Here is a 21,770-nt window from a genome sequence, read left to right as displayed (position 1 = left end):
CCAACGGGTTTCGCCCCGCAAGTATCCGGACAGTTCGGATCGTCTGGAGATATTGGTGCAGAGGCCCGTAAATCTGCCTAGACTCGGCGCGCCATCGACCTGATCAACCAATCCGTGAACCCATCCACGCCTCCCCAAAATCACGCCCAACAAAGGCAAGCAGCCGCCAATGGGCGGCAACCCCGTCCGGAGCGGCAAGCTCAGGTCCGAACATCCCAGGCTGCCGAAAAGCCCCGAAGTCCATGTCCTGCATGGTGTCCAGAAGCTCCGTGCACTGACGCTGGTCGACAAGCTCCTCCTGTCCTGTCGTGACAGCGAGGTCGACACCGTGGACCACGACTTCGGTGAGATGGATGAGCGCGGCCAAATGTCCGGGTACGCGTCCGAATCCCAAGTGGACGGTGGTGTGCAACGCGTCCGGCCGGTGCCAGGCTGTCCGGTCGAGTTCGGCGGCGGTCTTGAAGGCGGCGTGATGGTCGGCGCCGAGCCAGTCGTCGTGATGGTCCCTGTCGGCCGGGGCGCCCGACAGTTCCCCGGTGAAGATCCGCATGCCGCCCACGAGGTGGTTGAGCTCGAAGCGGTTGTCCCAGCCGGAACACAGTGACGGCGCCGGCAATTGGTCGGCACGGATGCCCTCGACGATGGCGGCGGTGACGTCGATGGCGCTGTCGATGCGGTTGATCATGTCGTACCCCAGAGTCTCTAACGCAGCTGAAGACTGCTTTAGTGACAGACTCTAGCAGCAAACGCAACTGCGGGCTGCGTTAGGCTGAAACCATGGCGGAACCGACACGAAGGCCCGGAGGGCGCAGCGAGCGGGTGCGCGCGGCGGTGCACCAGGCGGTCATGGACCTGGTGGTCGAACGCGGCTACGGCATGTTCACCGTCGGGGACGTGGCCGCGCGAGCCGGTGTGGCGGACACGAGCATCTACCGCCGTTGGGGCACCCTCGAAGACCTGACCGCCGACGTCGCCTTGACCTGGCTCACCACGAACTCACCGATCCCGGACACCGGCAGTTTGGACGGCGACCTGCGCGCCTACGCGTCCGGCGTGGCGCGCGACATCGGTGGACCCGCGGGGTTGGCGATCCTGCGCCTGGTCATCGCCTTGCCCAAGGAAGGCGAGGCCCGCGACCAGTTCCTCGCCGAACGCGGCAAACAACTGCAGACGATGCTCGACCGCGCACGGGCCAGGGGCGAACACCCACCCGACGCCCTCGAGGTGCTCGATCACATCCTGGCGCCTCTCTACATCCGCACCCTGTTCGGCACGGGCCCGCTCACGCCGGCCTACGTCGACGCGCTCGTCGACCGGTTGTGAGCGGCGCTCAGTCCTCCACCGGCTTCGTCCACGCCACCTGCACCAGCCCGGTCCCATGCCGCCGCGACACCAACACACCCCGCCCGGTGGGCTGCGGTCCCGGCTTCACGTCGCCGAGCAGCGCCCCTTCGTCCCGCGAGCCGGACATCACGAGGCCGGGCGAACCCAGCTCCCGGATCCGTTGCAGCACAGGCTCGAACAGGGACCGGCCCGCGCCGCCACTGCCGCGCGCGATGACGAGGTGGAGTCCGATGTCCCGTGCCTGCGGCAGGAATTCCAGCAGCGGCTGCAACGGATTCCGGCCGACGGTCGCGACCATCTCGTAGTCGTCGACGAGCACGAACAGCTCCGGACCGCGCCACCAGGACCGGTTCCGCAACTGCTCCGGCGTGACGTCCGCGCCGGGCAGCCGGTTCCGCATCGCCTGCTGGCACTGCTCGATCAGCCCGCTCAGCACGGTTTCCGAACCCGCGTAGCCGAGCAGATGCGAATCCGGCACCGCGCCCAGCATCCCGCGCCGGTAGTCGGCGACCACGATCGCCGCTTCCTCCGGGGAGTACTTCGACACGATGCCGTGCGCGATCGCGCGCAGGAGCGAACTCTTGCCGGATTCCACATCGCCGAAGGCCAGGAAGTGCGGTTCGGTGGCGAAGTCGAGATGCACCGGCCGCAGGTTGGATTCCGCGATGCCGAGCGTGACCTGCTTGCGCGGCCCGGCTTCCAGCGAGTCCAGCGGGACCTCGGCGGGCAGCAGCCGGACCTGCGGCGCCGCCGCACGATTCCAGGCCGCCGAAATCCGGCGGTTCAGATCGAGACCGCCGGCGCCGACGGTGTCCGGCCGCTGGTCCGAGTCGATCCGCGGGAGCGCCGCGAGGAAGTGCAGTTTGTCCGCGGTCAGCCCGCGTCCCGGCCGGTCCGCCGGGACGTTCTGCGCGATCTTGCGGTCGATCAGCGAGTCCGCCGGCTCACCGAGCCGCAGTTCGAACTTGGTGCCGATCGCGTCCCGCAACGGCGCCCGCATGCCCATCCACTGGTTGATCGAGACGACGACGTGGATGCCGAAACCGAGCCCGCGTGACGCGAGGCTGGTGATCTGTTCTTCCAGCTGCTCGTATTCCTGGCGGATCGTGGTCCAGTTGTCCACGAACAGGAAGACGTCGCCGAATTCGCGGCCTTCCGTGCTCTCCCGGAACTCCGAGCGCCGCTGGCGGAATGTCGTGATCGACTCGATCCCGTTGGCGGAGAAGAACTCTTCGCGCTGTTCGAGCAGGGTCGTCAGCTCCGCCACCACCCGGCGGCACCGCTGGGCGTCGCGCCGCGTCGCGTAGCCGGACACGTGGGGCAACCCGGCGATCGGCGCCAGCGCGCCACCACCCATGTCCAGCACGAACAGCTGGACCTCTTCCGGTGTGTGGGTCAGCGCGAGCATCGCGGCGATGTCGCGCATCAGCGTGCTCTTGCCGCTCTGCGGCGCCCCGACGATCAGCGCGTGCCCGGCGGCGCCGGAGAAATCGGCCCAGAGCATGTCGCGCCGCTGCTCGAAGGGCTTGTCCACCAACGCGACCGGGATCATCAGCTTGCCGTTGCCGCCCCAGCCCAGCGGGCACAAACCGCGTTCGGGGTCTTCACCGAGCGGCGGCAGCAGCTGGTCCAGGGTGGGCGGTTCGGCCAGCGGCGGAAGCCAGATCTGGTGCGCCTCCGGGCCTTTGCCCTCGATCCGCGAGATCATCGCGCCGATGATCGTCTCGCCGGTGCCCTTTTCGACCGGCTCCTCGGCTTCGACGGTCACCGGGATCTCGACCGGCGCCAGCGTGAACGGCATCAGGCCGAGACTTTGGCCGTCCTTGCGCACGATCTTGCTGCGCGGCGGCAGTTCCCCCGAGACGTACGCGGCCTTGAGCCGGATGAGGGTGTCGTTGTCGGACTTCAGATACGCCGAACCCGGCACGGGCGGCAGCTGGTAGGCGTCCGCGACACCGAGCACCGCGCGGCTCTCCGACGCGGAGAAGGTCCGCAGGCCGATCCGGTACGACAGATGCGAATCGAGCCCGCGCAGCCGTCCTTCCTCCAGGCGCTGAGAGGCCAGCAGCAGATGGATCCCGAGACTCCGGCCCAGCCGCCCGATCGCGACGAACAGGTCGATGAACTCCGGCCGAGACGACAGCAGCTCGCTGAATTCGTCGATGATCACCAACAGCGACGGCAGCGGCCGCAGGTTGACGCCCGATTCCCTGGCCTTTTCGTAGTCCCGCACGGACGCGTAGTTCCCGGCGGCGTGCAGGAGCTCCTGACGCCGCAACAGTTCGCCGTTCAGCGCGTCCGCCATGCGGTCGACCAGCGCGAGGTCGTCGGACAGGTTGGTGATGACGGCGCAGGTGTGCGGCAGCCCGGTCATCCCCGCGAACGTCGCACCGCCCTTGAAGTCGATCAGCGCGAGGTTGAGCTTCTCCGAAGAATGCGTGACGGCGAGCGCGGTGACCAGCGTCCGCAGCAGCTCGCTCTTGCCGGATCCGGTCGCGCCGATGACGAGACCGTGCGGACCCATGCCGCCTTCCGCCGACTCCTTGAGGTCGAGTTCGACGGGCCTGCCTTCGGGGTTGACACCCAACGGGATCCGCAGCCGGTCCCGTGCCGAACGCGGTGCCCAGGTGACCGCGGTGTCGGTGTCGCGCGGATCGCCGATGCCGAGCAGCCCCGCCAGCCCGAACGTCGCCGACATCGGCGCCTCGCTGACCACCGCCGCCCCCTGGAACAGCGGCGTCAACATCCGGGACAGCGCCTCCGCGGCCCCGCGGTCCAAGGTGTCCGGCTTGCCGAGGAACCCGAGCCGCTGCTCCGTCCCGTCGCCGACGACCATGCCGAGCTGATCGGGACTCATGTGCAGGCTCAGCAGCCGGTCCGACGAGACCGAACGCGGCTGCTCCGTGCCGATCTCCACCACGGTGACGCCGAGCCTGCCTTCTTCGGCGACGAGCCGGGTGTCGCCGTGGACGTGCCCGCCGTCGACGATCACGACGACATGCGGCAGGTCCAGCCGGGCGTCCGGCCGCCGGGTGAACGCGGGCCGGTCGGCGAGGTCGGGGCCGAGGAGATCGGCGAGCTTCCCGGAGTCCGCGTCGACGAGCCGTCGCGGACCGGCGGCGTCGGCCGCGGTCGAGGCGACATGCGGCAGCCACTTCGCCCATTCCCAGTCGTGCAGCCTGTCGTCCTTGACGCACAACGCGATCCGCAGGTCACCGGGCGAGTGGAAGGTCGCGAGCTGGGTCAGCAGCGCCCGTGCCGTGCCGAGCGTGTCCGGACGGCGGCCGGACAGGCTGACCTGCGCGAACGACCGCAGCGAGATCGCGACCGGGAGCCCGTCCACCGTCGAATAGGTGCGGATGAAGTGCTTGAGGTTCGTCGAGCACACCGGGTCGAGGTCTTCCAGCGGCACGGTCTGCGGCGCCTTCAGCGGTGTCGCCAGCCGCTGCGGCCCCGTCCCGACACGCACCTGCCCGAACTGCGGATCGGATTTGCGGCGATCCCACAGTTTCCCGGTCTCGATGTACGCCCACAGATCCGCCGGGTCGGGCTGCAGCGCGGCCATCGCCGCGCGCTGGTTGTCCGCGATCTCGCGGACCTGGCCGCGCAGACCGGTCAGATACCGCTGGTAGTCCCGGCGTTCCTCGTTGATCTGCGCCTTCTTCTGCGCGCCGCCGCGGCCGAGCGACATCACCACCATGCCCACCATCGCGGTGAGGAACAACGCGCCGAAGATGTAGGTCATCACCCCGCCGTCGCGTCCGATGTAGACGAACGACATGGCGCCCATGCCCAGCATCATCGGCATGAACATCAGCAGCTGCATGGCTCCGCCGGAGGAGCCCTTCGGCAGCATCGGCGGGGACTGCAGGACGATCTCACCGGGCTGCTCGCCCAGGGCCGGCAGGCGGTCGCGAGTGGCGCTCATCAGGGTCTTTCTGGCCGCTTGTGGGTAATCCTGCCGATCATTCTGGCCACTCGTGCCGCCCTTGCGGTGGGTACTTTTGCCGTCCGCTCACGTCTGGTGGCGAACTTACGCTGCTGGTCACGCAGACGTGGGGGAACGAGAGAAGGAGAGCCATGGTCGGCACGGGCGAGTACCGGGCGGAGCCCGAGGCCATGCGCTCGGCGGTCGGGAACCTGGGCGGCATCATCATGCAGGGCATCAACGTCGTCGCCGACCTCGAACGCACCGTCCTGCAGCCGATGTCGTTCGCCACGTTCGGCAGCGCGGTGGCGGCGGCCAACACGGCGATGCAGAGCCAGCAGGTGGTCGCGGTCCGCACCCTGCTGCAGCTGCTGCAGCAGATCAACGGCTTCATCAAGAGCAGCGCCGACGCGTACCAGGCCGCCGACGAGGCGGTCGCGGGCGGATACGGCGGCCGCCCCGGCGGCGGTGCCGGATCGACGTCCTCGTCGATCTGGGGGAACTCGCACGCCTCCGAGCTGGCGACCCTGGCCATCAACGACAGCGCCGGCGCCAACGGCGAGCCGTCTTCGGTCGGCAACGTGCTGCGCTACCTGGAGGACGCGCGGCTGGGGCAGCTCGGCGACCACCCGATCACCGACACGCGGTTCCACGGCGTTTCGGATTTCAACGACTGGCTGGCCGGTGACGCCGACAACCAGGCGCGGGTCGGCGTCATCGAGGTCTACGCGGGTACGGCTCGCAACTTCGGCGACGTGCCGGGCGGTGTGCACAGCGGCGACGTCGTCGTGGTCGAACCGCTCCTGTTCTCCGACAGCAAGCCGATCATCGCCATCGCCGGAGAGGGCGGGCTGCTCTACAACCACGGACTCGTCGAAGCGGACATCAACGGCCTGGCGAAGGTCAGCGTCTACCGCCCGGCTTCCGTCTGACTTCCGGCCTGAGGAGCGACATGCTGACTTACCCCAATTCCAGCGCGATGGACGCCACGGCGTCCTCGGGCGGGCCGATCACCATTCTGCCGCAGATCCTCACCGGCCAGCCGGAGCAGATCGCGAAGCACGTGCTCGAGGTGCTCAAGAAGGCCAACGAGTTCCTCACCATGTACAACGAGGTGACGAAGGCCGCCGAGCAGCTGGGCAAGATCTGGTCCGGCGGCGCGTCGGACTCCGCGCTGAAGAAGATCACCGATTCCCTGAACTCGCTGACCAAGATCATCCAGGTCGTGCAGAAGGGTGCCGAGCTGCTCGGCATCGCCGGGACGCTGATCAAGACCGCGCAGACCGCGTACAAGGCGGTGGTCTCGGCGGTGAACCCGACGGTCGCGGGCCTGATGTCGAATCCGTGGACCTACGGCGCCGCGGTCGCGCTTTCCACCGCCACCAGTGCTTCGCTGCGCGCGTTCATCACCGCGATCGGCGCGCTGCTGAAGGCGCTCGGCGTGGTCGACCTCGCCAACCAGATCACCCAGATCGCCACCATCATCGGCGAGGTCCAGAAACTGTTCGGGCACAACGACGCCGGTGACAACGGCGCGGCGGGCAACTCGGCGGTCTCCGGCACCCCGGTCACCAACCCGCAGGCGCCGGGTTCGGTCGCCAGCGGTTCGGGGCAGGCCGCGATCGGTGGTTCCGGTGGCGGCGCGGGCGGTGGTTCGACGCCGGGCGAGACGCCGCCGTTCACCCAGTACCGGCCGCCGGCGTTGGGCGGCAACGGATCCCAGGGCAACTGGCCGGGTGGCGCCGACGCCTGGATCCCGGTGGACAGACCCTCGGGCGGCGGCGCGGGTTCGCCGGGCTCGTTCCCGGGAGCGGGAGCGGTCGCGGGCAACGGGAACACCGTCACCATCACCACCGACCTGAGCACCGGCAAGTCCACCGTGCAGGCGCCGGGTGGTCAGGACATCGATATCGACATCGACATGAACTACGGCGGGAAGCACTTCGAGCAGCACATCGACATCGACGCAGGCGCGGATTCACCGGCGAAGGGCAGGTAAACCGTGTGGGGGAGCGGTGTGGTCGACGCTTCGGGCGTCGTCAGCTCGATCCTGTCGAATTACCGGCGGCTCGTGGTCGAGTATCAGCGACGGGTCACCGGTGACCCTTCGGCGCTGACCGCGGCCGGTCAGCGGTGCGGCGACCGGGCGTCGACGGTGTCCGGCCGGGCGGACGAGATCGGCAAGGCGTCGAAGGCGCTCAACGCGTCTTGGGAAGGCGACGCCTACACGGCGTTCTCCGTCTCCGCCGCGAAACTGTGCCAGGAACTCGGCGAGCTCGGCGCGAAACTGAGCGACCAGTCGAACCGGCTGCGCGCGGGAGCGCAGGCGCTGCAGGGCGCGAAGTCCTGTGTGGACTCCATCCTCGCGCAGTTCGATCAGTACGCCGCGCAGCTCACCAGCCAGGCGCGGACGGCGAACGCGAACGCGGTCAACGCGTTCATCTCCGCCGCCCGCCAGCTCGGCGAACGCGCGGCGCAGGCGGCACAGGAGATCGCCGACGAGCTGAGCGAGGAACTCGCGCGGTTGTTCCCGCCGGAGGGCACCGGCCGGATCGAGCACGAGCTCGGCAAATGGGGTCGCGGCCCGTTGTACTGGCTCAACGGCGAAGCGCTCGACGGCCGCAAGCGCCCGCGTTCGCATCCTTCGTGGTTCGGAAATTCCGGCTGGAAGAAGCTCACCTGGGACGGCCTCGAAGGCACGCGCGCCCCGCGGGCGGGCGACACCCCGTTCGGCAGGCCGAAGCCGGAGACCCTGGGCGGAAAGGCCTGGGGCAACACCGAGATCACCTACGCCAAGTGGAAGCAGGAGCAGGACGGCTTCACCCCGGGGTGGGACGCCAAGATCTCCACGCAGGGCTGGGACTTCAAGGCGTCCGGGCACGCCGAATTGGCCGCCTTCAAAGAAGAACTCGAAGGCAAGAAGGAATGGGGCGTCGCTTCGGCCAGTGCCAAGGGGACCGCGTTCGTCGGCGGTGAGGTGAACGGATCGCTGCAGGCGGGCGCGCACGGGGTCGGCGTGCACGCCAACGCCTTCGTGGGCGGCAAGATCGAAGGCGAGCTCGCGGCGGACGTGGCGGGCGTGGGCGTCGGCGCGAGCGGCACCCTCCAATATGGACTCGGCGCGCAGCTCGACGGCCAGGCGGTCTACGACGCCGGGCATATCAAGGTCAACTTCAAGGCGGGTGTCGCGCTCGGGCTCGGTGCCGGGGTCGGCGCGAAGATCGACATCGACCTGCCGAAGATCGCGGACACCTTCGGCGAGTACGGCGGTGCGGCCGTCGACGCGGTGAGCGGCGCGGCGGGCCAGGCGGCGGACGCCGTCGGCGAGGCGTGGGACGACGCGATCTCCTACGTGGGCACGTGGTGACGGGGATGAACGACATGGCGACACAGGACCGGGTCTCCCTTCCGCTCGGCTTCGACATCCCCGACGGCTGGGTGCCGGTCGAGCCGTCGTCCGTCGGAGCCGAGGGCGCCGTCTTCGTCGCGGTGCACCGCGGGACCGCGTCGGAGTTCACCCCGAACATCACCCTGAGCGTCGGGCAACGGCCGGACCAGGCGCAGATCACCGACATCGCCGACGAGGCCGTCGAACGTCTCGGCCGGTCCATGGCCGCGCTCGAAGTGGTGCGGCGCAAGGTGATCGGCACCGGGATCGCGCCGGGCGTGACGCAGGTGCTGCGTATCCGCACCGGCGAAGGACAGGACCTCGTCCAGACGCAGGTGCAGCTGACCGTGCCGGGTGCGAGCCCGGCCGAGCGGCTGATCCTCGAGATCGCCTGCACCGCGACCCCCGAGGCGGCCCGCGGCCTCGGCGACGACTTCCGGCGGTTCGTGGGCAGTGTCCACGTCCGGCGGGACACCACCGCAGATGAAGGAGAAGACTCGTGACCACCGACCCCTACGCCATGCCGGACATGGACGAGTTGCTGGACCAGGTCCGCAAGCAGACCGAAGAGGTGCAGCGCATCCAGCGTTCGGTCGAGGCGATGGAGGTCAAGGCGCATTCCCGGCAGAACGAGGTCACCGTCGTGCTGCGCGGGGACGGCCGGTTCACCTCGATCGACATCGACCCGCGCGCGGTGCGTCAGTACGACGCGCGCAATCTCTCGGAGATCGTGCTGGAGGCGGTCAACAACGGGCTGCAGAAACTGGCCGAGGCCAGCAGCGCGAAGTTCGCCCCGGTCATCGAGTCCGCCAAGTCGATCGAAGCATGACGGCCGCGATCGCGGGCTCCACCCGGCGCGTCACGGTGGTGACACCGCGGGCGCGCGTCGATGTGGCGCTGCCGCAACAGAGCACGTTCGCCGAACTCGTCCCGCAGCTCGTGCGGCTCGCGGGTGCCTCGGGGCAGGCGTCGGCCGAACATCCCGGCTGGGTGCTGTCCCGCCTCGGCGGCGCGCCGCTCGCGCTCGGGCTCACCGTGGCCGCCGCGCAGGTGCGCGACGGCGAAGTACTCCATCTGACCCCGCGGGAACGCCCGCGGGGTCCGCTGCTGTTCGACGACGTCGTCGATTCGATCGCCAGCGTCGCCGAGGCGGGCACCGGCCGCTGGGGACCGTCGGTGGCGCGCAAGGCGGGCATCGTCGCGTCCGTGGTGCTGCTGCTCGCCGGTGGGCTGCTGGTGCAGGCGGCGGCGTCCGGGAGTGTGCTCGCGCCGATCGGGACCGGGCTGCTCGCGCTGGTCCTGGTTCTGGGCGGTGGCGCGCTGAGCCGCGCGTACGGCGACGCGGAGGCCGGTGCCGCCGGTGCCCTCGCCGGGGTCGGCGCGGCCCTGCTGGCCGGGATGTCGATCCTGTCGCCGCATCCGCTGTTCTCGCTGTCGGCGGGACCGCTGGCCGCCGGGCTCGCGGTGGTGACCGTGTACGGCGTGATCGCGGCCGTTTCGGTGGCGGACCGGTTGCCGTGGTTCGTCGCGGTGACCGTCGCGGCCGGACTCGGCGCGATCACCACCGCCGTCGTCCTGCTGGCCGACGTCCGACCGGTTTCGGCGGCCGCCGTGGTCGCCGTCGTGGCGACGGCACTGGCCGCGGTGGCGCCGATGATGGCGCTGCGGCTCGGCAGGCTGCCGCTGCCGCGGGTGCCGGACGACATGGACTCGTTCCGTGCCGACGAGAACCCTTCGCTCGGCGAGGACATGGTCGGCGGGACGACGTACGCGCAGGCGTTGCTGACCGGGCTGCTCGTCGCGCTCGGGCTCGTCGTGGTCTCGGCGTCGGTGGTCCTGTCGTCGTCCGGCGGAGCCTGGGAAGCGGGGCTGTGCGCGCTGCTGGGCCTGGCGCTGATGCTGCGCTCGCGTGCCTTCGCCGGCCGTTCGCAGCGGCTCGTGCTCGTCGGTTTCGGGGCGGCGGCCTTGGTGGCGGCCGGTTTCTGGCTCGCCGCGAGTGGTCCGCGCTCGTTCGTCTTCGCCGCCGGCTGTGCCGTCGTCGTCGCGGCGGGCGTCTGTCTCACCTACGCGACGCGTGTCGCGAAGGGACGGCGTTCCCCTTACTGGGCAAGGACTCTCGATATCGTCGAGTTCCTGGTGCTGCTCTCGCTGATCCCGTTCGTCGGCATGATCGCGGGCGTCTACGAGGCCGTGCGAGGCTGACCCCTCTCTTCCCGCATTCAGAGGACGAAATGCGTCACGTCCGTGGAGGATTCCTTCCCTACCCTCAGAGAAGAAAGGAATCCTCCACGGACCGTCCCCTCAGTTCTCCAGCGCCAGCGGCAGGGTCCGCCGGACCGCCGCCGCGTGCCGTCCGTGCAGCGGGGTCACCGCGATCCCGTTCGGCCGCACCGTTTCCGCCCCCGGCCGCCCGCCGACGCGGATGGTCACCTCGGACTTCTCGCGCCCGCCGGGGGAGCGGTACAGCGTGTACGAAGTCGCGGTGAACGCCGAGCCGGGGACGTGAAGATCCAGTGTCCGCGCGAGATCCCGCTCGGACCGCGGCCGGTAGCAGACCTGCGACGCACCGCCCCAGTCCCAGGAACGCCAGCCGTCGACCGGCGCGCCCTGGCCGCTGCCGAGCGCGACGCGCAGGTTTTCCGCCACCTCACCGGCTTCGAGCACGGTGCTCTCGAACCCGGCTTCGGCCAGCGCGCCCATGAGGGACAGCGCCGCGCACGCGGTGCTCCGCAACGCGCCCAGTTCCCCGCCGCCCCTGGCGAGCGCCGCGATCGGCGCGTCCTCGGGCCGGTACCGGACGGTGAGCCAGCGGACGCGCAGCACCGACTGTCCATTGGGGACGGTCCAGGTCAGCAATTGCGCGCTGGACAAAGGGATCCCGGTGCTCGCGTACGCGTCACGCAGGATGCCGACGAGCAGGTCCGGCGTCGGCGCCACGGCACCGGGGGTGAGCCGGACGATCGCACTCCAGCCGTCGCTCACCTCGGCGACGCCGAACCGGTTGCCCGCGCGGTCGACGTGCTGACGCACCCGGACCGGGCCGGCGAGCCGGTGCAGCGGATCGGGGACTTCGGGCTTTTCCCGGCGCTTCAGCCGGTAACCGGCCCAAGTGAGCAGCCAGCCCGCGACATGGCGTCCGGCGAAGCGGACCGAAGTCGTCAGCACGAGGACGCCGGCGACGGCGGCGACGCTGATCCGCGCGGCCTGCGGGATCCCGTCGACGGTGAAGGCCAGCAGGATCGCGATCCCGGCGATCTCCCAGAGCGCCGCCTGCAGCGGGCGGACCGGCAGCAGCCAGGGCAGGGGCGCCGCACCCGCGACACCTCGCGCGGGCGCGTGTTCCTTGGCCGGGCGGGCCGGGGCATCAACCGACAAGGACTTCCCCTTCTCCGTGCACGCGCCCGACGGTAACCCCGCCCCGCGCGGGGGAGGGGCGTAAAAAATACCCTCACCGCGAACCTGGGCCGGACCTAACGTGAGCACCCTCGGAACGGGTGGGCACGAACGGCGGGGGACGGGAGCGTGTGGACGCAGCGGGACCAGATCCAGGCCTACCAATTCCTCCGCAGGAGACTGGTTTCGGCACTGGTCTCGGCTGACGCCAACCATCCGGTCGCCCCGAGCCGCAGGCTCGTCATCGGCACCCTGTGCGGCCTCGGCGTGGCGTTGCTCGTCACCGCGGTGTTCGGCGTGATCGGCCTGCTGAACCCCTCCGGCGGCAAGGACTGGCTGGCGGGCGGCAAGGTGATCGTCGAGGAGGGCACCGGCGCCCGCTACATCCTCGGCCAGGACGGCGCCCTGCATCCAGTGCTCAACTACGCCTCCGCGCGGCTGATGGCGGGCGGCAACGGCGAGGCCACTGTGACCGTCCCATCGGACAAGCTCGCGAAGGCGCCGAGGGGTTCGCAGATCGGCATCCCCGGCGCCCCCGATTCGCTGCCCGCGGCGGCCGCGCTCGTGAACACGCCGTGGACGAGCTGCTCGCGCACGACCCAGGACGCGCCCGCGTCCGCCGAACCGGAGACGACGGTGCTCCTCGGCGCGCCCGCCGCCGGGATCGACCTGCCGAGGGATCAGGCCGTCGTGGTCCGCGTCCCCGAGGGGGAGCGCTACCTCGTGACGGCCGGGCGCCGCTACAAGCTCACTCCCGAAGCCGCCACGGCGTTGCAGTTCGACACCTACCCGGCGATCGCGGTGTCCTCCCGGTGGATCGGCACCGTCGCCGCCGGACGCGATCTGGCCTACCGCGCGGTCGACGACGCCGGGCGGCCCGGCCCGAAGGTCGGCGGCGTCTCGACGAAGGTCGGTTCGGTGCTCGGCGTCGTCGACGCGATGGCGTCGCCCAACGACGCGACGTCGTACTACCTCGTCCGTGCCGAAGGGCTCGAACCGATCGGCCAGACCGAGGCGAGCCTGCTGATCAACACCCCGCAGAACGCCGACGCCTACACCGGCGTCCCGGCACCCGTCGCGGTGCGCGCGGCCGACGTCGCCGCGGTGGCGAAGGTCGGCACGGCGAGGGCGGGCGGGGCCGATCCCGCGGAGTATCCGGACCGGATCCCGCGAAAAGCGCCCGTTACCGGACAGTCCGTGACGTTATGCGCACAGGGTTCTCGAATCGTTATCTCCGCACAGGTCCCGTTGCCGCAAGGTGCGAAGGCGATCCCGGTGACGGCGCGGACGGACGCGTTGGTCGCCGACGCCGTCTTCGTGCCCCCGTCGGGAGGCGCGGTGGTGGCGGAATCCGGTTCCGGCACGGTCTACGTCGTCACCGACACGGGCCAGAAGTACCCGGTGGCGAGCACTGAGGCACTCGCTTCCCTCGGCTACGGCCAAGCCGAACGGCAACCGGTTCCGAATGGATTGCTGGCACTGGTTCCGCGCGGTCCCGCGCTGGATCCGGCGCAAGCGGGTCGTGCGGTGTCCGCGGCGGGTGGGACGGGGTGATCGGAACGTGCAGCTGACCGAAGACAGGCCGGAGACCGACCGGGTCGACGTCGCGGTGATCGAAGACCATCCGCTGTACCGGCACGCCGTCGTCCGGGTCCTCACCGAGGCCGAAGGCATCGAACTGGGCGCGGTAGTCGATTCGGTCGCCCGGTTCCACGTCCACCCGCAGCCGCCCGGCAGCGTGGTGCTGCTCGACCTCGGCCTGCCGGGGATCGCCGGGGCGGCGGCCGTGCTCCAGGTGTGCGAACTGGGGCATCACGTGCTCGTGGTGTCCGCGCAGGCCGAACCCGAGCAGGTGCTCGGCGCGATCGCGGCCGGCGCCAAGGGTTTCCTGTCCAAGGACGTCGACGTCGACGAGCTGCTGACCGCGATCAGGACGGTCGCGCGCGGCCGGGCCTACGTTTCCGCGGTGGTGGCCGGAATGATCATCAAGGACAACGCCGACCGTCCCGCGTCCGCTCCGGACGTCGCGCTCTCCGCGCGGGAGAAGCAGGTGCTGCGGCTCGTCGCGGCGGGCGAACGCGACGTCGACATCGCCCGCATCCTGGGCATCGGAGTTCGGACGGTCCGCGGTTATCTGGACCGGATCCGTGACAAACTCGGAGAGAGAAGGCGGGCCGGTCTGGTCCGCAAGGCCATCCAGCTCGGGCTCGCGTCTCCGCCGGAGGTGCCCGGTCCGTCTCGGCCGGTCGCGCCCCGCGCCGACGCGGGCGGATTCGAAGGACGCCGGTGAACGCAGACGAGCAGCAGCCGAAACGCAGTACGCCGATCAACGTCGGGGTGATCGAGGACCATCCGTTGTACCGGGACGCCGTCGCGCGTGTCCTCACCGAAGCGCCCGACATCGAGCTGGGCGCCGTCGCGGACTCCGTCGCGCGGTTCGCCGTCCAGGAGCAGCCGCCCGGCAGCGTGGTCGTCCTCGACCTCAAGCTGCGCGGTGTCCAGGACGCCGCCGCGGTGCTCGAAGTGGGGCAGATGGGGCACAAGGTGCTCGTGGTGTCCGCGCACGCCGAACAGCCCGAGGTCCTGGGCGCCATGCAGGCCGGGGCGAAGGGCTTCCTGTCCAAGGACGTCGACGGCGACGAACTCCTGCGCGCCATCCGCACCATCGCCGACGACAACGCGTACGTGTCGCCGACGCTGGCCGGGATGATCATCCAGGACAGCGAAGACCGCCACGCCGGGCCCAAGATCGTCCTGTCCGAGCGGGAGAAGCAGGTCCTGCGGCTCGTCGCGGCGGGCGAACGGGACGTCGACGTGGCGGAGATCCTGAACATCAGCGTGCGGACGGTGCGGTCCTACCTCGACCGGATCCGGGACAAGACCGGCGAGCGGCGGCGCGCCGGTTTCGTCCGCGTGGCGATCCGGGAAGGCCTGCTGCGCTAGGCCCCCTCCGCGTTTCGTCCTCTAAACGCGGGGTGCCGAGAAGTTCACCCGCAGCGTGTACACCGAACTGGACGCGGTGATGAACAGGTCGTTCCGCCGCGGCCCGCCGAAGGTCAGGTTCGAACAGACCTCCGGCACCCGCAGCTTCCCGATCCGCGTGCCGTCGGGCGCGAAGCAGTGCAGGCCGTCGTGCGCGGCTGCCCAGACCCGCCCGGCGGCGTCCAGCCGTATCCCGTCGAAGCCGCCGGCGTCACTCGTCGCGAAGACCTCGCCACCGGAAAGCAGGCCGTCGCTCACCGAGAAAACCCTGATGTGGCTGGGATTCTGCCGCGTGTCCGCGATGTAGAGCAGCGACTCGTCGAGCGAGAACGCCAGCCCGTTCGGGCGCGAGAAGTCGTCCGCGACGATCCGCACCGAACCGTCCACCGGATCGACCCGGTAGACGTGACAGGCGCCGATCTCGCTCTCGGCTTGATGGCCCTCGTAGTCGCTGTCGATGCCGTAACTCGGGTCGGTGAACCAGATCGCGCCGTCCGAGGACTCGACGACGTCGTTGGGGCTGTTGAACCTCTTGCCCTGATAGGTCTCCGCGAGCACGGTGGTCGTGCCGTCGTGCTCGGTGCGCGTCACCCGGCGGTTGCCCTGTTCGCAGCTGACGAGCCTGCCCTGCCGGTCGACGGTGTGCCCGTTGTGGAATCCGGCGGGCTCGCGGAACACGCCGACCGCGCCCGTGGTCTCGTCCCAGCGCAGGACCCGGTCGTTCGGGATGTCGCTGAACACCAGGTACCGCCCGGCGGGGAAGTACGCGGGCCCCTCCGTCCAGCGGCAGCCGGTGTGCAGCCGCTGCATCCACTCGTCCCCGTTGACGCGGGCGAACCGCTCGTCGAGCATTTCGAACTGCGCCTTGACCATGTCCATGAGAACCCCAGTGTTCCGAATGAGATATTGCGATCATCATGAACCGCCGAACTTGATATGGTCAACCCATGGATGACGTGGATCGCATGTTGCTCACCGCGTTGCAGCACGACGCGACTCAGGCGTACGCCGCGCTCGGCAAGGCGGTCGGGCTGTCCGCGGGCGCCGCGCACGAGCGGGTCCGCAAACTGCGCGAACAGGGCGTCATCCGGCGCACGACCGTCGACGTCGACCCGTCGGCCGTCGGCCGAGGGGTGATGGCGTTCGTGCTGGTCGAGGCGGGCTCGTGGATGGGCGACGCACCGACGAAGGCCGCGTTGGAGGCATTGCCGGAGGTCGTCGAGGCGCACATCATCGCGGGCCCGGCCTCGCTGCTGGTGAAGGTGCGCACGCCGACCACCGAAGAGCTGCAGGCGTCCTTGCGCAGGCTGTACGCGATCGAAGGGGTGACCGGGACGCAGACGATCGTGGTGCTCGAATCCTTCTTCGAGCGCTCGGTGGACGCTACAGGCGGCGGTTCGCCAGAACCCCCGTCGCCGCCCGCGCCTTCCCGCTGACCGCGGGGTCGACGTCGACGATCACCAGTTCCGGCCCGGCGCCCAGCTGGGTGTGGAGGCGGCCGAAACCGTCGGACACCGTGGAGTAGCCGATCCCGGTCGGCGCCTTGGGGTTCACCGGGGTCGAGGTCGTGGCCGGATCGGCCTGCCCGCAGCCCAGCACCCAGCAGCCGGAGTCGAGCGCGCGGGCGCGCACCAGCACCTCCCACTGCTCGCGTTTGCCCTCGCCCGCGCCCCAGGACGTGGGCACGAGGACGATGTCGGCGCCGTCGTCGGCCAGCTTCCGGAACAGCTCGGGGAAGCGGATGTCGTAACAGGTCGCGACGCCGAAGGTCACGCCGTCGACCTCGAAGGTGGCCGGGGTGGTCCCCGGGGCGACCGTGTCCGACTCGGCGAACCCGAACGCGTCGTACAGATGGATCTTGTCGTAGCCGAAGTGATGCCCGGCACCGGTGACGAGCAGCGTGTTGCTCACGCGTCCGTCGGGCGACGGCGTGAACATGCCCGCGACGACCACGACGCCGTGCTCGTCGGCGAGTGCCGCCACTGTGGACGCCCAGGGACCGTCCAAGGGTTGCGCGACGGGCGCGAGCGGGATGCCGAAGCGCGCCATCGCCGCCTCGGGGAACACCACGATCCGCGCGCCCTCGGCCGCCGCGGCCGTCACGCCTTCGCGAATCAGCTTCAGGTTCGTTTCGGGATCCTCGGCCGCCGTGAGCTGGCACAACCCGATTCGCGGCACGGAGGCCTCCCTCATCGTGGGATCGCTGGTCACCACCCCAGTGTGCCTGCTCGGGGCGATCCGGCCACCTCGTACCCTTGACCCATGCTGAACCGTACCGACCTGCGTGGACAGGTCCCGTCCGTTGCCGAACTCAGGAGCACGCTCCCGCGTGCCGAGTACGACGTGGACGCGGCGCTGCATCACGTACGGCCGGTGGTCGAGGCGGTCCGCGATCGCGGCGTCGAGGCGGTCCTCGAGTACACCGAGAAGTTCGACAAGGTCCGCCCCGGTGGTGTCCGCGTGGCCGCCTCGGAGCTGACCAGCGCGCTCGCGAACCTGGACCCGGCCGTCCGCGAGGCGCTGGAGGAGTCCATCGTCCGCGCCCGCAAGGTCCACGGCGATCAGCGCCGTCAGGACGTCACGACCGAGGTCGTCGACGGCGGCACCGTCACCGAGCGCTGGATCCCCGTCGAGCGCGTCGGGCTGTACGCGCCGGGCGGGCTCGCGGTGTACCCCTCGACCGTGGTGATGAACGTCGTCCCGGCGCAGATCGCCGGTGTCGGCACGCTCGTGCTGTGCTCGCCGCCGCAGGCCGCGTTCGGCGGGCTCCCGCACCCGACGATCCTGGCCGCCGCCGAACTGCTCGGCGTCGACGAGGTCTGGGCCGTCGGCGGCGCGCAGGCCGTCGCGCTGCTCGCGTACGGCGGCACCGACACCGACGGCGCGATTCTGGAGCCCGTCGACATCGTCACCGGGCCCGGCAACATCTATCTCACCGCGGCCAAGCGGCTGCTGCGCGGCATCATCGGCATCGACTCCGAGGCGGGCCCGACCGAGATCGCGATCCTCGCCGACGAGACCGCGGACCCGGTGCACGTCGCCGCCGACCTGATCAGCCAGGCCGAACACGACCCGCTCGCCGCGAGTGTGCTCGTGACCACGTCCGAGGAGCTCGCGGACGCCGTCGACAAGGAACTCACCGGTCGCGTGGCCGCGACCAAGCACTCCGAGCGGGTGACGGAGGCCTTGGGCGGCAAGCAGTCCGGCGTCATTCTGGTGTCCACTGTGGACGACGGGATCCGCGTCGTGGACGCGTACGCCGCGGAACACCTGGAGATCCAGACCGCGGACGCGCGTGCGGTGGCGGCCCGCGTGCGGAACGCCGGCGCGATCTTCGTCGGGGCGTACGCGCCGGTCTCGCTCGGCGACTACTGCGCCGGGTCCAACCACGTCCTGCCCACCGGCGGATTCGCGCGGCACTCGTCCGGGCTTTCGGTGCAGAGCTTCCTCAAGGGCGTGCACGTCGTCGACTACAGCCAGGACGCGCTGCGCGAGATCGCCGGCCGCGTCGTCGCGCTGGCGAACGCCGAAGACCTGCCCGCGCACGGCGAGGCCATCACGGCGCGGTTCGAGGGGGAGCGGGCATGAGCATCGGCGAGGAGATCACGCTCGACGCGCTCCCGCTGCGGGAGGACCTGCGGGGCAAGACCCCGTACGGCGCACCGCAGCTCGACGTGCCGATCCGGCTCAACACCAACGAAAATCCGTACCCGCCGCCGGACGCGCTGGTGGCCGACGTCGCCGAGGCCGTCCGCGCCGAGGCCGCTTCGCTGCACCGGTACCCGGATCGCGACGCCGTCGCGCTGCGCCAGGACCTCGCGGACTACCTCGCGGTGTCCACCGGTGTGCTGGTCTCGGAGTCGAACGTGTGGGCCGCCAACGGATCCAACGAGATCCTGCAGCAGATCCTGCAGGCCTTCGGCGGTCCCGGCCGGTCGGCGCTGGGCTTCGAGCCGTCGTACTCGATGCACCCGATCATCTCGGCGGGCACCCGCACCGACTGGCTGCCGGTGCCGCGCCGCGCCGATTTCACGCTCGACACCGAGAAGGCGGCCGCGCTGGTGCGCGAACGCCGTCCGGACATCGTGTTCGTGACCAGCCCGAACAACCCGACCGGCGGGTCGATCCCGTTCGACGAGTTGCGCGGGCTGCTCGAAGCGGCGCCGGGCATCGTGGTGGTCGACGAGGCGTACGCGGAGTTCTCGTCGCAGCCGAGCGCCGTCGAGCTGATCGAGGAGTACCCGGCGAAGCTGATCGTGTCGCGCACGATGAGCAAGGCGTTCGCCTTCGCCGGCGGACGGCTCGGCTATCTCGCGGCGGCGCCCGCGATCGTCGACGCGCTGCAGCTGGTGCGCCTGCCGTATCACCTCTCGAAGCTCACGCAGGCCGCCGCGCGCGCCGCGCTGCGGCACGCGGACGCCACCCTCGCCTCGGTCGCCAAACTCGCGGCCGAACGTGACCGCGTGGTGGAATCGTTGCTGGGCTTGGGATTCACGCCGGTTCCCAGCGACGCGAACTTCGTCCTCTTCGGACGGTTCGCGGACGCGCCCGCGACCTGGAAGTCCTATTTGGACAACGGTGTGCTGATCAGGGACGTCGGCATCGCCGGGCACCTGCGGGTGACCATCGGCACGCCGGAAGAGAACGACGCCTTTCTCGAGGCCAGCAAGGAGGTGCCGCGATGAGTCGCGTCGGCAAGGTGGACCGCACCACCAAGGAATCGTCCATTTCGGTCCAGCTCGATCTGGACGGCACGGGGCAGGTGGAGATCGACACCGGTGTCCCGTTCTACGACCACATGCTCACCGCGTTCGGCGTGCACGGCTCGCTCGACCTCAAGGTGCAGGCGACCGGTGACGTGCACATCGACGCGCACCACACCGTCGAGGACACCGCGATCGTGCTCGGCCAGGCGCTGCGGCAGGCACTCGGCGACAAGAGCGGTATCCGCCGGTTCGGCGACGCGTGGATCCCGATGGACGAGACCCTCGCGCACGCCGCGATCGACGTCTCCGGGCGGCCGTACTGCGTGCACCTGGGCGAGCCCGAGCAGTTCAACAGCTTCACCATCGGCGGGAACTACCCGTTCGTGCTGACGCGGCACGTGTTCGACTCTCTGTCGTTCCACGCGCAGATCGCGCTGCACGTGCGGGTGCTGCACGGCCGGGACCCGCACCACATCGCGGAGGCCGAGTACAAGGCCGTCGCGCGGGCGCTGCGTGCCGCGACCGAGCCGGATCCCCGGGCGGGCGGCATCCCGTCCACGAAGGGCGTCCTCTAGCCCCCGCATTTAGTCCTCTGGATGCGTTCCTTGCGCGTGCAACTACCGCATTTAGAGGACTAAACGCGGCCGGTGGGGCGGTAGGTGGTGAGCTGGACGCCGGACGGAGTCGTCGTGGAGCCGACGAAGTCCAGGGCCTGGGCGGGCGTTCCTTCGGCGAAGAAACGCTTGCCCGTGCCCAAAAGGAGCGGGTAGACGGCCAGCACGACTTCGTCCACGAGCCCGTTTTCGAGCAGCGTCGACGTCAACGTGGAACTGCCCGAGAGGATGAGGTCCGGGCCGTCCTGCGCCTTGATGCGGCTCAAGGCGGTGCCGATGTCCGGCCCGATCCCCTCGAACGGGCCCCATTTCAGGCTTTCCGGCCGGTGGGTGACGACGAACTTCGTCGCCGCCTTGAGCCGGTCCGCGAACGGCTCGCTCGGCGCGTCCGGCCAGAATTCCGACCAGAGGTCGTAGGTGTGGCGGCCGAGCAGCAGGTCGAAGCGTTCGGTGTGCGCGGCCAGGAGGGCCTCCCGGCCGGCGGGGGTCCGGTAGGGCATGTTCCAGCCGCTGTACGGGAAGCCGTTCTCGTCCTCGGAATGCTGGATCACCCCGTCGAGCGAGATGTGCTCGATGATCTTGAGCTTCCGCATCATGCCTCCAGCAGTGCGTCGAGCTGGGGCATCGCGGCGCGGAACCCCTCTTCCATCCCGGGAATCGTCTTTTCCATGGCTTCGACGCTGGAAAAGCGCGTCACATGGATCATCCGGGATCCCGTGGCTGTCGTCTCGAAGGTGAAAGTCATGGACGTGGGCATGTCCTCGTCGTCGCCGTCACCGTCCTCCGCCTCGAAGAAGTCGATGGGATTCACCGCGGCGAACTTCCAGGAATTGGGCCACTTCTCGCCGTTGGGGCCGGTCAGGAAGTATTCGGCGCGGCCGCCCGTCCGGAAATCGTGATGGGTGAACGTGGCGGGCGCGAACGGCGGCCCCCAGAAGCGTTCCAATTGTCTTGGATCCGCCCAAGCCGCCCAGAGGCGTTTTTGTGGAACGGGAAAGTCCGCCAGGACGGTGAGCTGGAGTTTCTCGGGATCTTTGGTGACCGAGGTGATCGGCATCGTCATTCCCCTTCCCGGAGGACATCGTCGAGCTGCGCCACCCGTTGGCGCCAAAGGACTTCGTAGGAGTCGAGAAGCTCGGTGGCGCGTTTGAGCCGCTCGCGATCGGTCGACACCAGCTGTTCGCGGCCGTTGGCGCGCTTCCGCACGAGCCCCGCGCGCTGGAGCACGGCGACGTGTTTCTGCACGGCGGCGAAGCTCATCTCGTAATGCGCGGCGAGCTCGGACACCGTCGGCGCTTCCGCGATCGCCCGCGCCAGGATGTCGCGGCGGGTGCCGTCGGCCAAGGCGCGGAAGAGCTGGTTGAGCGACTCCTCGCTCTCCTCACGAAGTACAACCATGTGGTTGTACGTTAGCC

Annotated in this window: 22 protein-coding genes; 14 read left to right on the top strand and 8 right to left on the bottom strand. The window is 69.9% G+C overall.

Annotated features, from left to right (window positions below; translation table 11 throughout):
* Positions 1-103: 103 nt before the first annotated feature.
* On the bottom strand, positions 104-685 hold the full coding sequence (locus DMC64_RS23660; protein WP_125735318.1) for a TIGR03086 family metal-binding protein: 582 nt from the start codon (positions 683-685) through the stop codon (positions 104-106).
* Between the two features lie 92 nt (positions 686-777).
* On the opposite strand from DMC64_RS23660, the gene DMC64_RS23655 reads away from it, so the two are divergent.
* Entirely contained in the window at positions 778-1,323 is a 546-nt protein-coding gene (locus tag DMC64_RS23655) for a TetR/AcrR family transcriptional regulator (protein WP_125735317.1), read from the top strand.
* 7 nt (positions 1,324-1,330) lie between these two features.
* Here DMC64_RS23655 and eccCa read toward each other — a convergent pair whose 3' ends face one another.
* Positions 1,331-5,272, bottom strand: coding sequence for a type VII secretion protein EccCa (gene eccCa / locus DMC64_RS23650; RefSeq protein ID WP_125735316.1), 3,942 nt, complete (start codon positions 5,270-5,272; stop codon positions 1,331-1,333).
* 152 nt (positions 5,273-5,424) lie between these two features.
* Between eccCa and DMC64_RS23645 the strand changes: the two genes are divergently transcribed.
* Genes DMC64_RS23645 through eccD form a run of 6 tightly spaced genes read left to right on the top strand, consistent with a single transcriptional unit; the run spans position 5,425 to position 10,862 of the window.
* Complete coding sequence (locus tag DMC64_RS23645) at positions 5,425-6,204, top strand: WXG100 family type VII secretion target (RefSeq protein WP_037344800.1); 780 nt, start codon at positions 5,425-5,427, stop codon at positions 6,202-6,204.
* A 20-nt stretch (positions 6,205-6,224) separates the two neighbouring features.
* Positions 6,225-7,271 carry a hypothetical protein gene (locus DMC64_RS23640; RefSeq protein WP_125735315.1) on the top strand — a complete coding sequence of 349 codons (1,047 nt, stop codon included), beginning with the start codon at positions 6,225-6,227 and terminating at the stop codon, positions 7,269-7,271.
* Positions 7,272-7,289: 18 nt separating this feature from the next.
* Complete coding sequence (locus DMC64_RS23635) at positions 7,290-8,639, top strand: WXG100 family type VII secretion target (RefSeq protein WP_125735314.1); 1,350 nt, start codon at positions 7,290-7,292, stop codon at positions 8,637-8,639.
* A gap of 14 nt (positions 8,640-8,653) precedes the next feature.
* On the top strand, positions 8,654-9,163 hold the full coding sequence (locus DMC64_RS23630) for a hypothetical protein (RefSeq protein WP_038522815.1): 510 nt from the start codon (positions 8,654-8,656) through the stop codon (positions 9,161-9,163).
* Positions 9,160-9,489 carry a YbaB/EbfC family nucleoid-associated protein gene (locus tag DMC64_RS23625; protein ID WP_016336001.1) on the top strand — a complete coding sequence of 110 codons (330 nt, stop codon included), beginning with the start codon at positions 9,160-9,162 and terminating at the stop codon, positions 9,487-9,489. Before DMC64_RS23630 ends, DMC64_RS23625 begins: the two co-directional genes overlap by 4 nt.
* Positions 9,486-10,862, top strand: a complete 1,377-nt coding sequence (eccD, locus tag DMC64_RS23620) for a type VII secretion integral membrane protein EccD (protein WP_125735313.1) — start codon at positions 9,486-9,488, stop codon at positions 10,860-10,862. Before DMC64_RS23625 ends, eccD begins: the two co-directional genes overlap by 4 nt.
* A 99-nt stretch (positions 10,863-10,961) precedes the next feature.
* On the opposite strand, the gene DMC64_RS23615 is transcribed toward eccD, so the two are convergent.
* Positions 10,962-12,035 carry a type VII secretion protein EccE gene (locus tag DMC64_RS23615; RefSeq protein WP_125735312.1) on the bottom strand — a complete coding sequence of 358 codons (1,074 nt, stop codon included), beginning with the start codon at positions 12,033-12,035 and terminating at the stop codon, positions 10,962-10,964.
* A gap of 147 nt (positions 12,036-12,182) precedes the next feature.
* On the opposite strand from DMC64_RS23615, the gene eccB reads away from it, so the two are divergent.
* Genes eccB through DMC64_RS23600 form a run of 3 tightly spaced genes read left to right on the top strand, consistent with a single transcriptional unit; the run spans position 12,183 to position 14,996 of the window.
* A complete protein-coding gene (gene eccB / locus DMC64_RS23610) occupies positions 12,183-13,607 on the top strand; it encodes a type VII secretion protein EccB (protein WP_125735311.1) in 1,425 nt (474 codons plus the stop codon).
* Positions 13,608-13,614: 7 nt separating this feature from the next.
* Positions 13,615-14,343, top strand: coding sequence for a response regulator transcription factor (locus DMC64_RS23605; RefSeq protein WP_161791127.1), 729 nt, complete (start codon positions 13,615-13,617; stop codon positions 14,341-14,343).
* On the top strand, positions 14,340-14,996 hold the full coding sequence (locus tag DMC64_RS23600; protein WP_037344813.1) for a response regulator transcription factor: 657 nt from the start codon (positions 14,340-14,342) through the stop codon (positions 14,994-14,996). The genes DMC64_RS23605 and DMC64_RS23600 overlap by 4 nt, the downstream gene beginning before the upstream one ends.
* Before the next feature lie 21 nt (positions 14,997-15,017).
* Here the strand turns inward: DMC64_RS23600 and DMC64_RS23595 are convergent, their stop codons facing one another.
* Positions 15,018-15,914, bottom strand: coding sequence for an SMP-30/gluconolactonase/LRE family protein (locus tag DMC64_RS23595; RefSeq protein ID WP_125735310.1), 897 nt, complete (start codon positions 15,912-15,914; stop codon positions 15,018-15,020).
* Positions 15,915-15,982: 68 nt separating this feature from the next.
* Between DMC64_RS23595 and DMC64_RS23590 the strand changes: the two genes are divergently transcribed.
* Positions 15,983-16,471, top strand: coding sequence for an Lrp/AsnC family transcriptional regulator (locus tag DMC64_RS23590; RefSeq protein ID WP_125735309.1), 489 nt, complete (start codon positions 15,983-15,985; stop codon positions 16,469-16,471).
* Here the strand turns inward: DMC64_RS23590 and DMC64_RS23585 are convergent.
* Positions 16,419-17,213 carry a carbon-nitrogen hydrolase family protein gene (locus tag DMC64_RS23585; RefSeq protein ID WP_125735308.1) on the bottom strand — a complete coding sequence of 265 codons (795 nt, stop codon included), beginning with the start codon at positions 17,211-17,213 and terminating at the stop codon, positions 16,419-16,421. The two genes, DMC64_RS23590 and DMC64_RS23585, sit on opposite strands and share 53 nt — an antisense overlap.
* An 84-nt stretch (positions 17,214-17,297) precedes the next feature.
* On the opposite strand from DMC64_RS23585, the gene hisD reads away from it, so the two are divergent.
* The 3 genes from hisD to hisB are packed head-to-tail and all read left to right on the top strand — an operon-like array spanning position 17,298 to position 20,316.
* Entirely contained in the window at positions 17,298-18,623 is a 1,326-nt protein-coding gene (gene hisD, locus DMC64_RS23580) for a histidinol dehydrogenase (RefSeq protein ID WP_037344821.1), read from the top strand.
* On the top strand, positions 18,620-19,720 hold the full coding sequence (locus DMC64_RS23575) for a histidinol-phosphate transaminase (RefSeq protein WP_125735307.1): 1,101 nt from the start codon (positions 18,620-18,622) through the stop codon (positions 19,718-19,720). Before hisD ends, DMC64_RS23575 begins: the two co-directional genes overlap by 4 nt.
* Positions 19,717-20,316 (top strand): imidazoleglycerol-phosphate dehydratase HisB, encoded by a 600-nt coding sequence (gene hisB, locus DMC64_RS23570; RefSeq protein WP_007029930.1) that lies wholly within the window; start codon positions 19,717-19,719, stop codon positions 20,314-20,316. Before DMC64_RS23575 ends, hisB begins: the two co-directional genes overlap by 4 nt.
* A gap of 59 nt (positions 20,317-20,375) precedes the next feature.
* On the opposite strand, the gene DMC64_RS23565 is transcribed toward hisB, so the two are convergent.
* The 3 genes from DMC64_RS23565 to DMC64_RS23555 are packed head-to-tail and all read right to left on the bottom strand — an operon-like array spanning position 20,376 to position 21,753.
* Complete coding sequence (locus tag DMC64_RS23565; protein WP_125735306.1) at positions 20,376-20,948, bottom strand: dihydrofolate reductase family protein; 573 nt, start codon at positions 20,946-20,948, stop codon at positions 20,376-20,378.
* On the bottom strand, positions 20,948-21,418 hold the full coding sequence (locus DMC64_RS23560; RefSeq protein WP_125735305.1) for an SRPBCC domain-containing protein: 471 nt from the start codon (positions 21,416-21,418) through the stop codon (positions 20,948-20,950). Before DMC64_RS23560 ends, DMC64_RS23565 begins: the two co-directional genes overlap by 1 nt.
* Complete coding sequence (locus DMC64_RS23555; RefSeq protein ID WP_125735304.1) at positions 21,415-21,753, bottom strand: helix-turn-helix transcriptional regulator; 339 nt, start codon at positions 21,751-21,753, stop codon at positions 21,415-21,417. The genes DMC64_RS23560 and DMC64_RS23555 overlap by 4 nt, the downstream gene beginning before the upstream one ends.
* Positions 21,754-21,770 lie beyond the last annotated feature (17 nt).

Origin of the sequence: Amycolatopsis sp. WAC 04197 (genome assembly GCF_003947475.1) — a bacterium.
In the GTDB taxonomy this organism is placed as follows: Bacteria; Actinomycetota; Actinomycetes; order Mycobacteriales; family Pseudonocardiaceae; genus Amycolatopsis; species Amycolatopsis japonica.
This window is presented reverse-complemented; position numbering and strand designations above follow the sequence as displayed.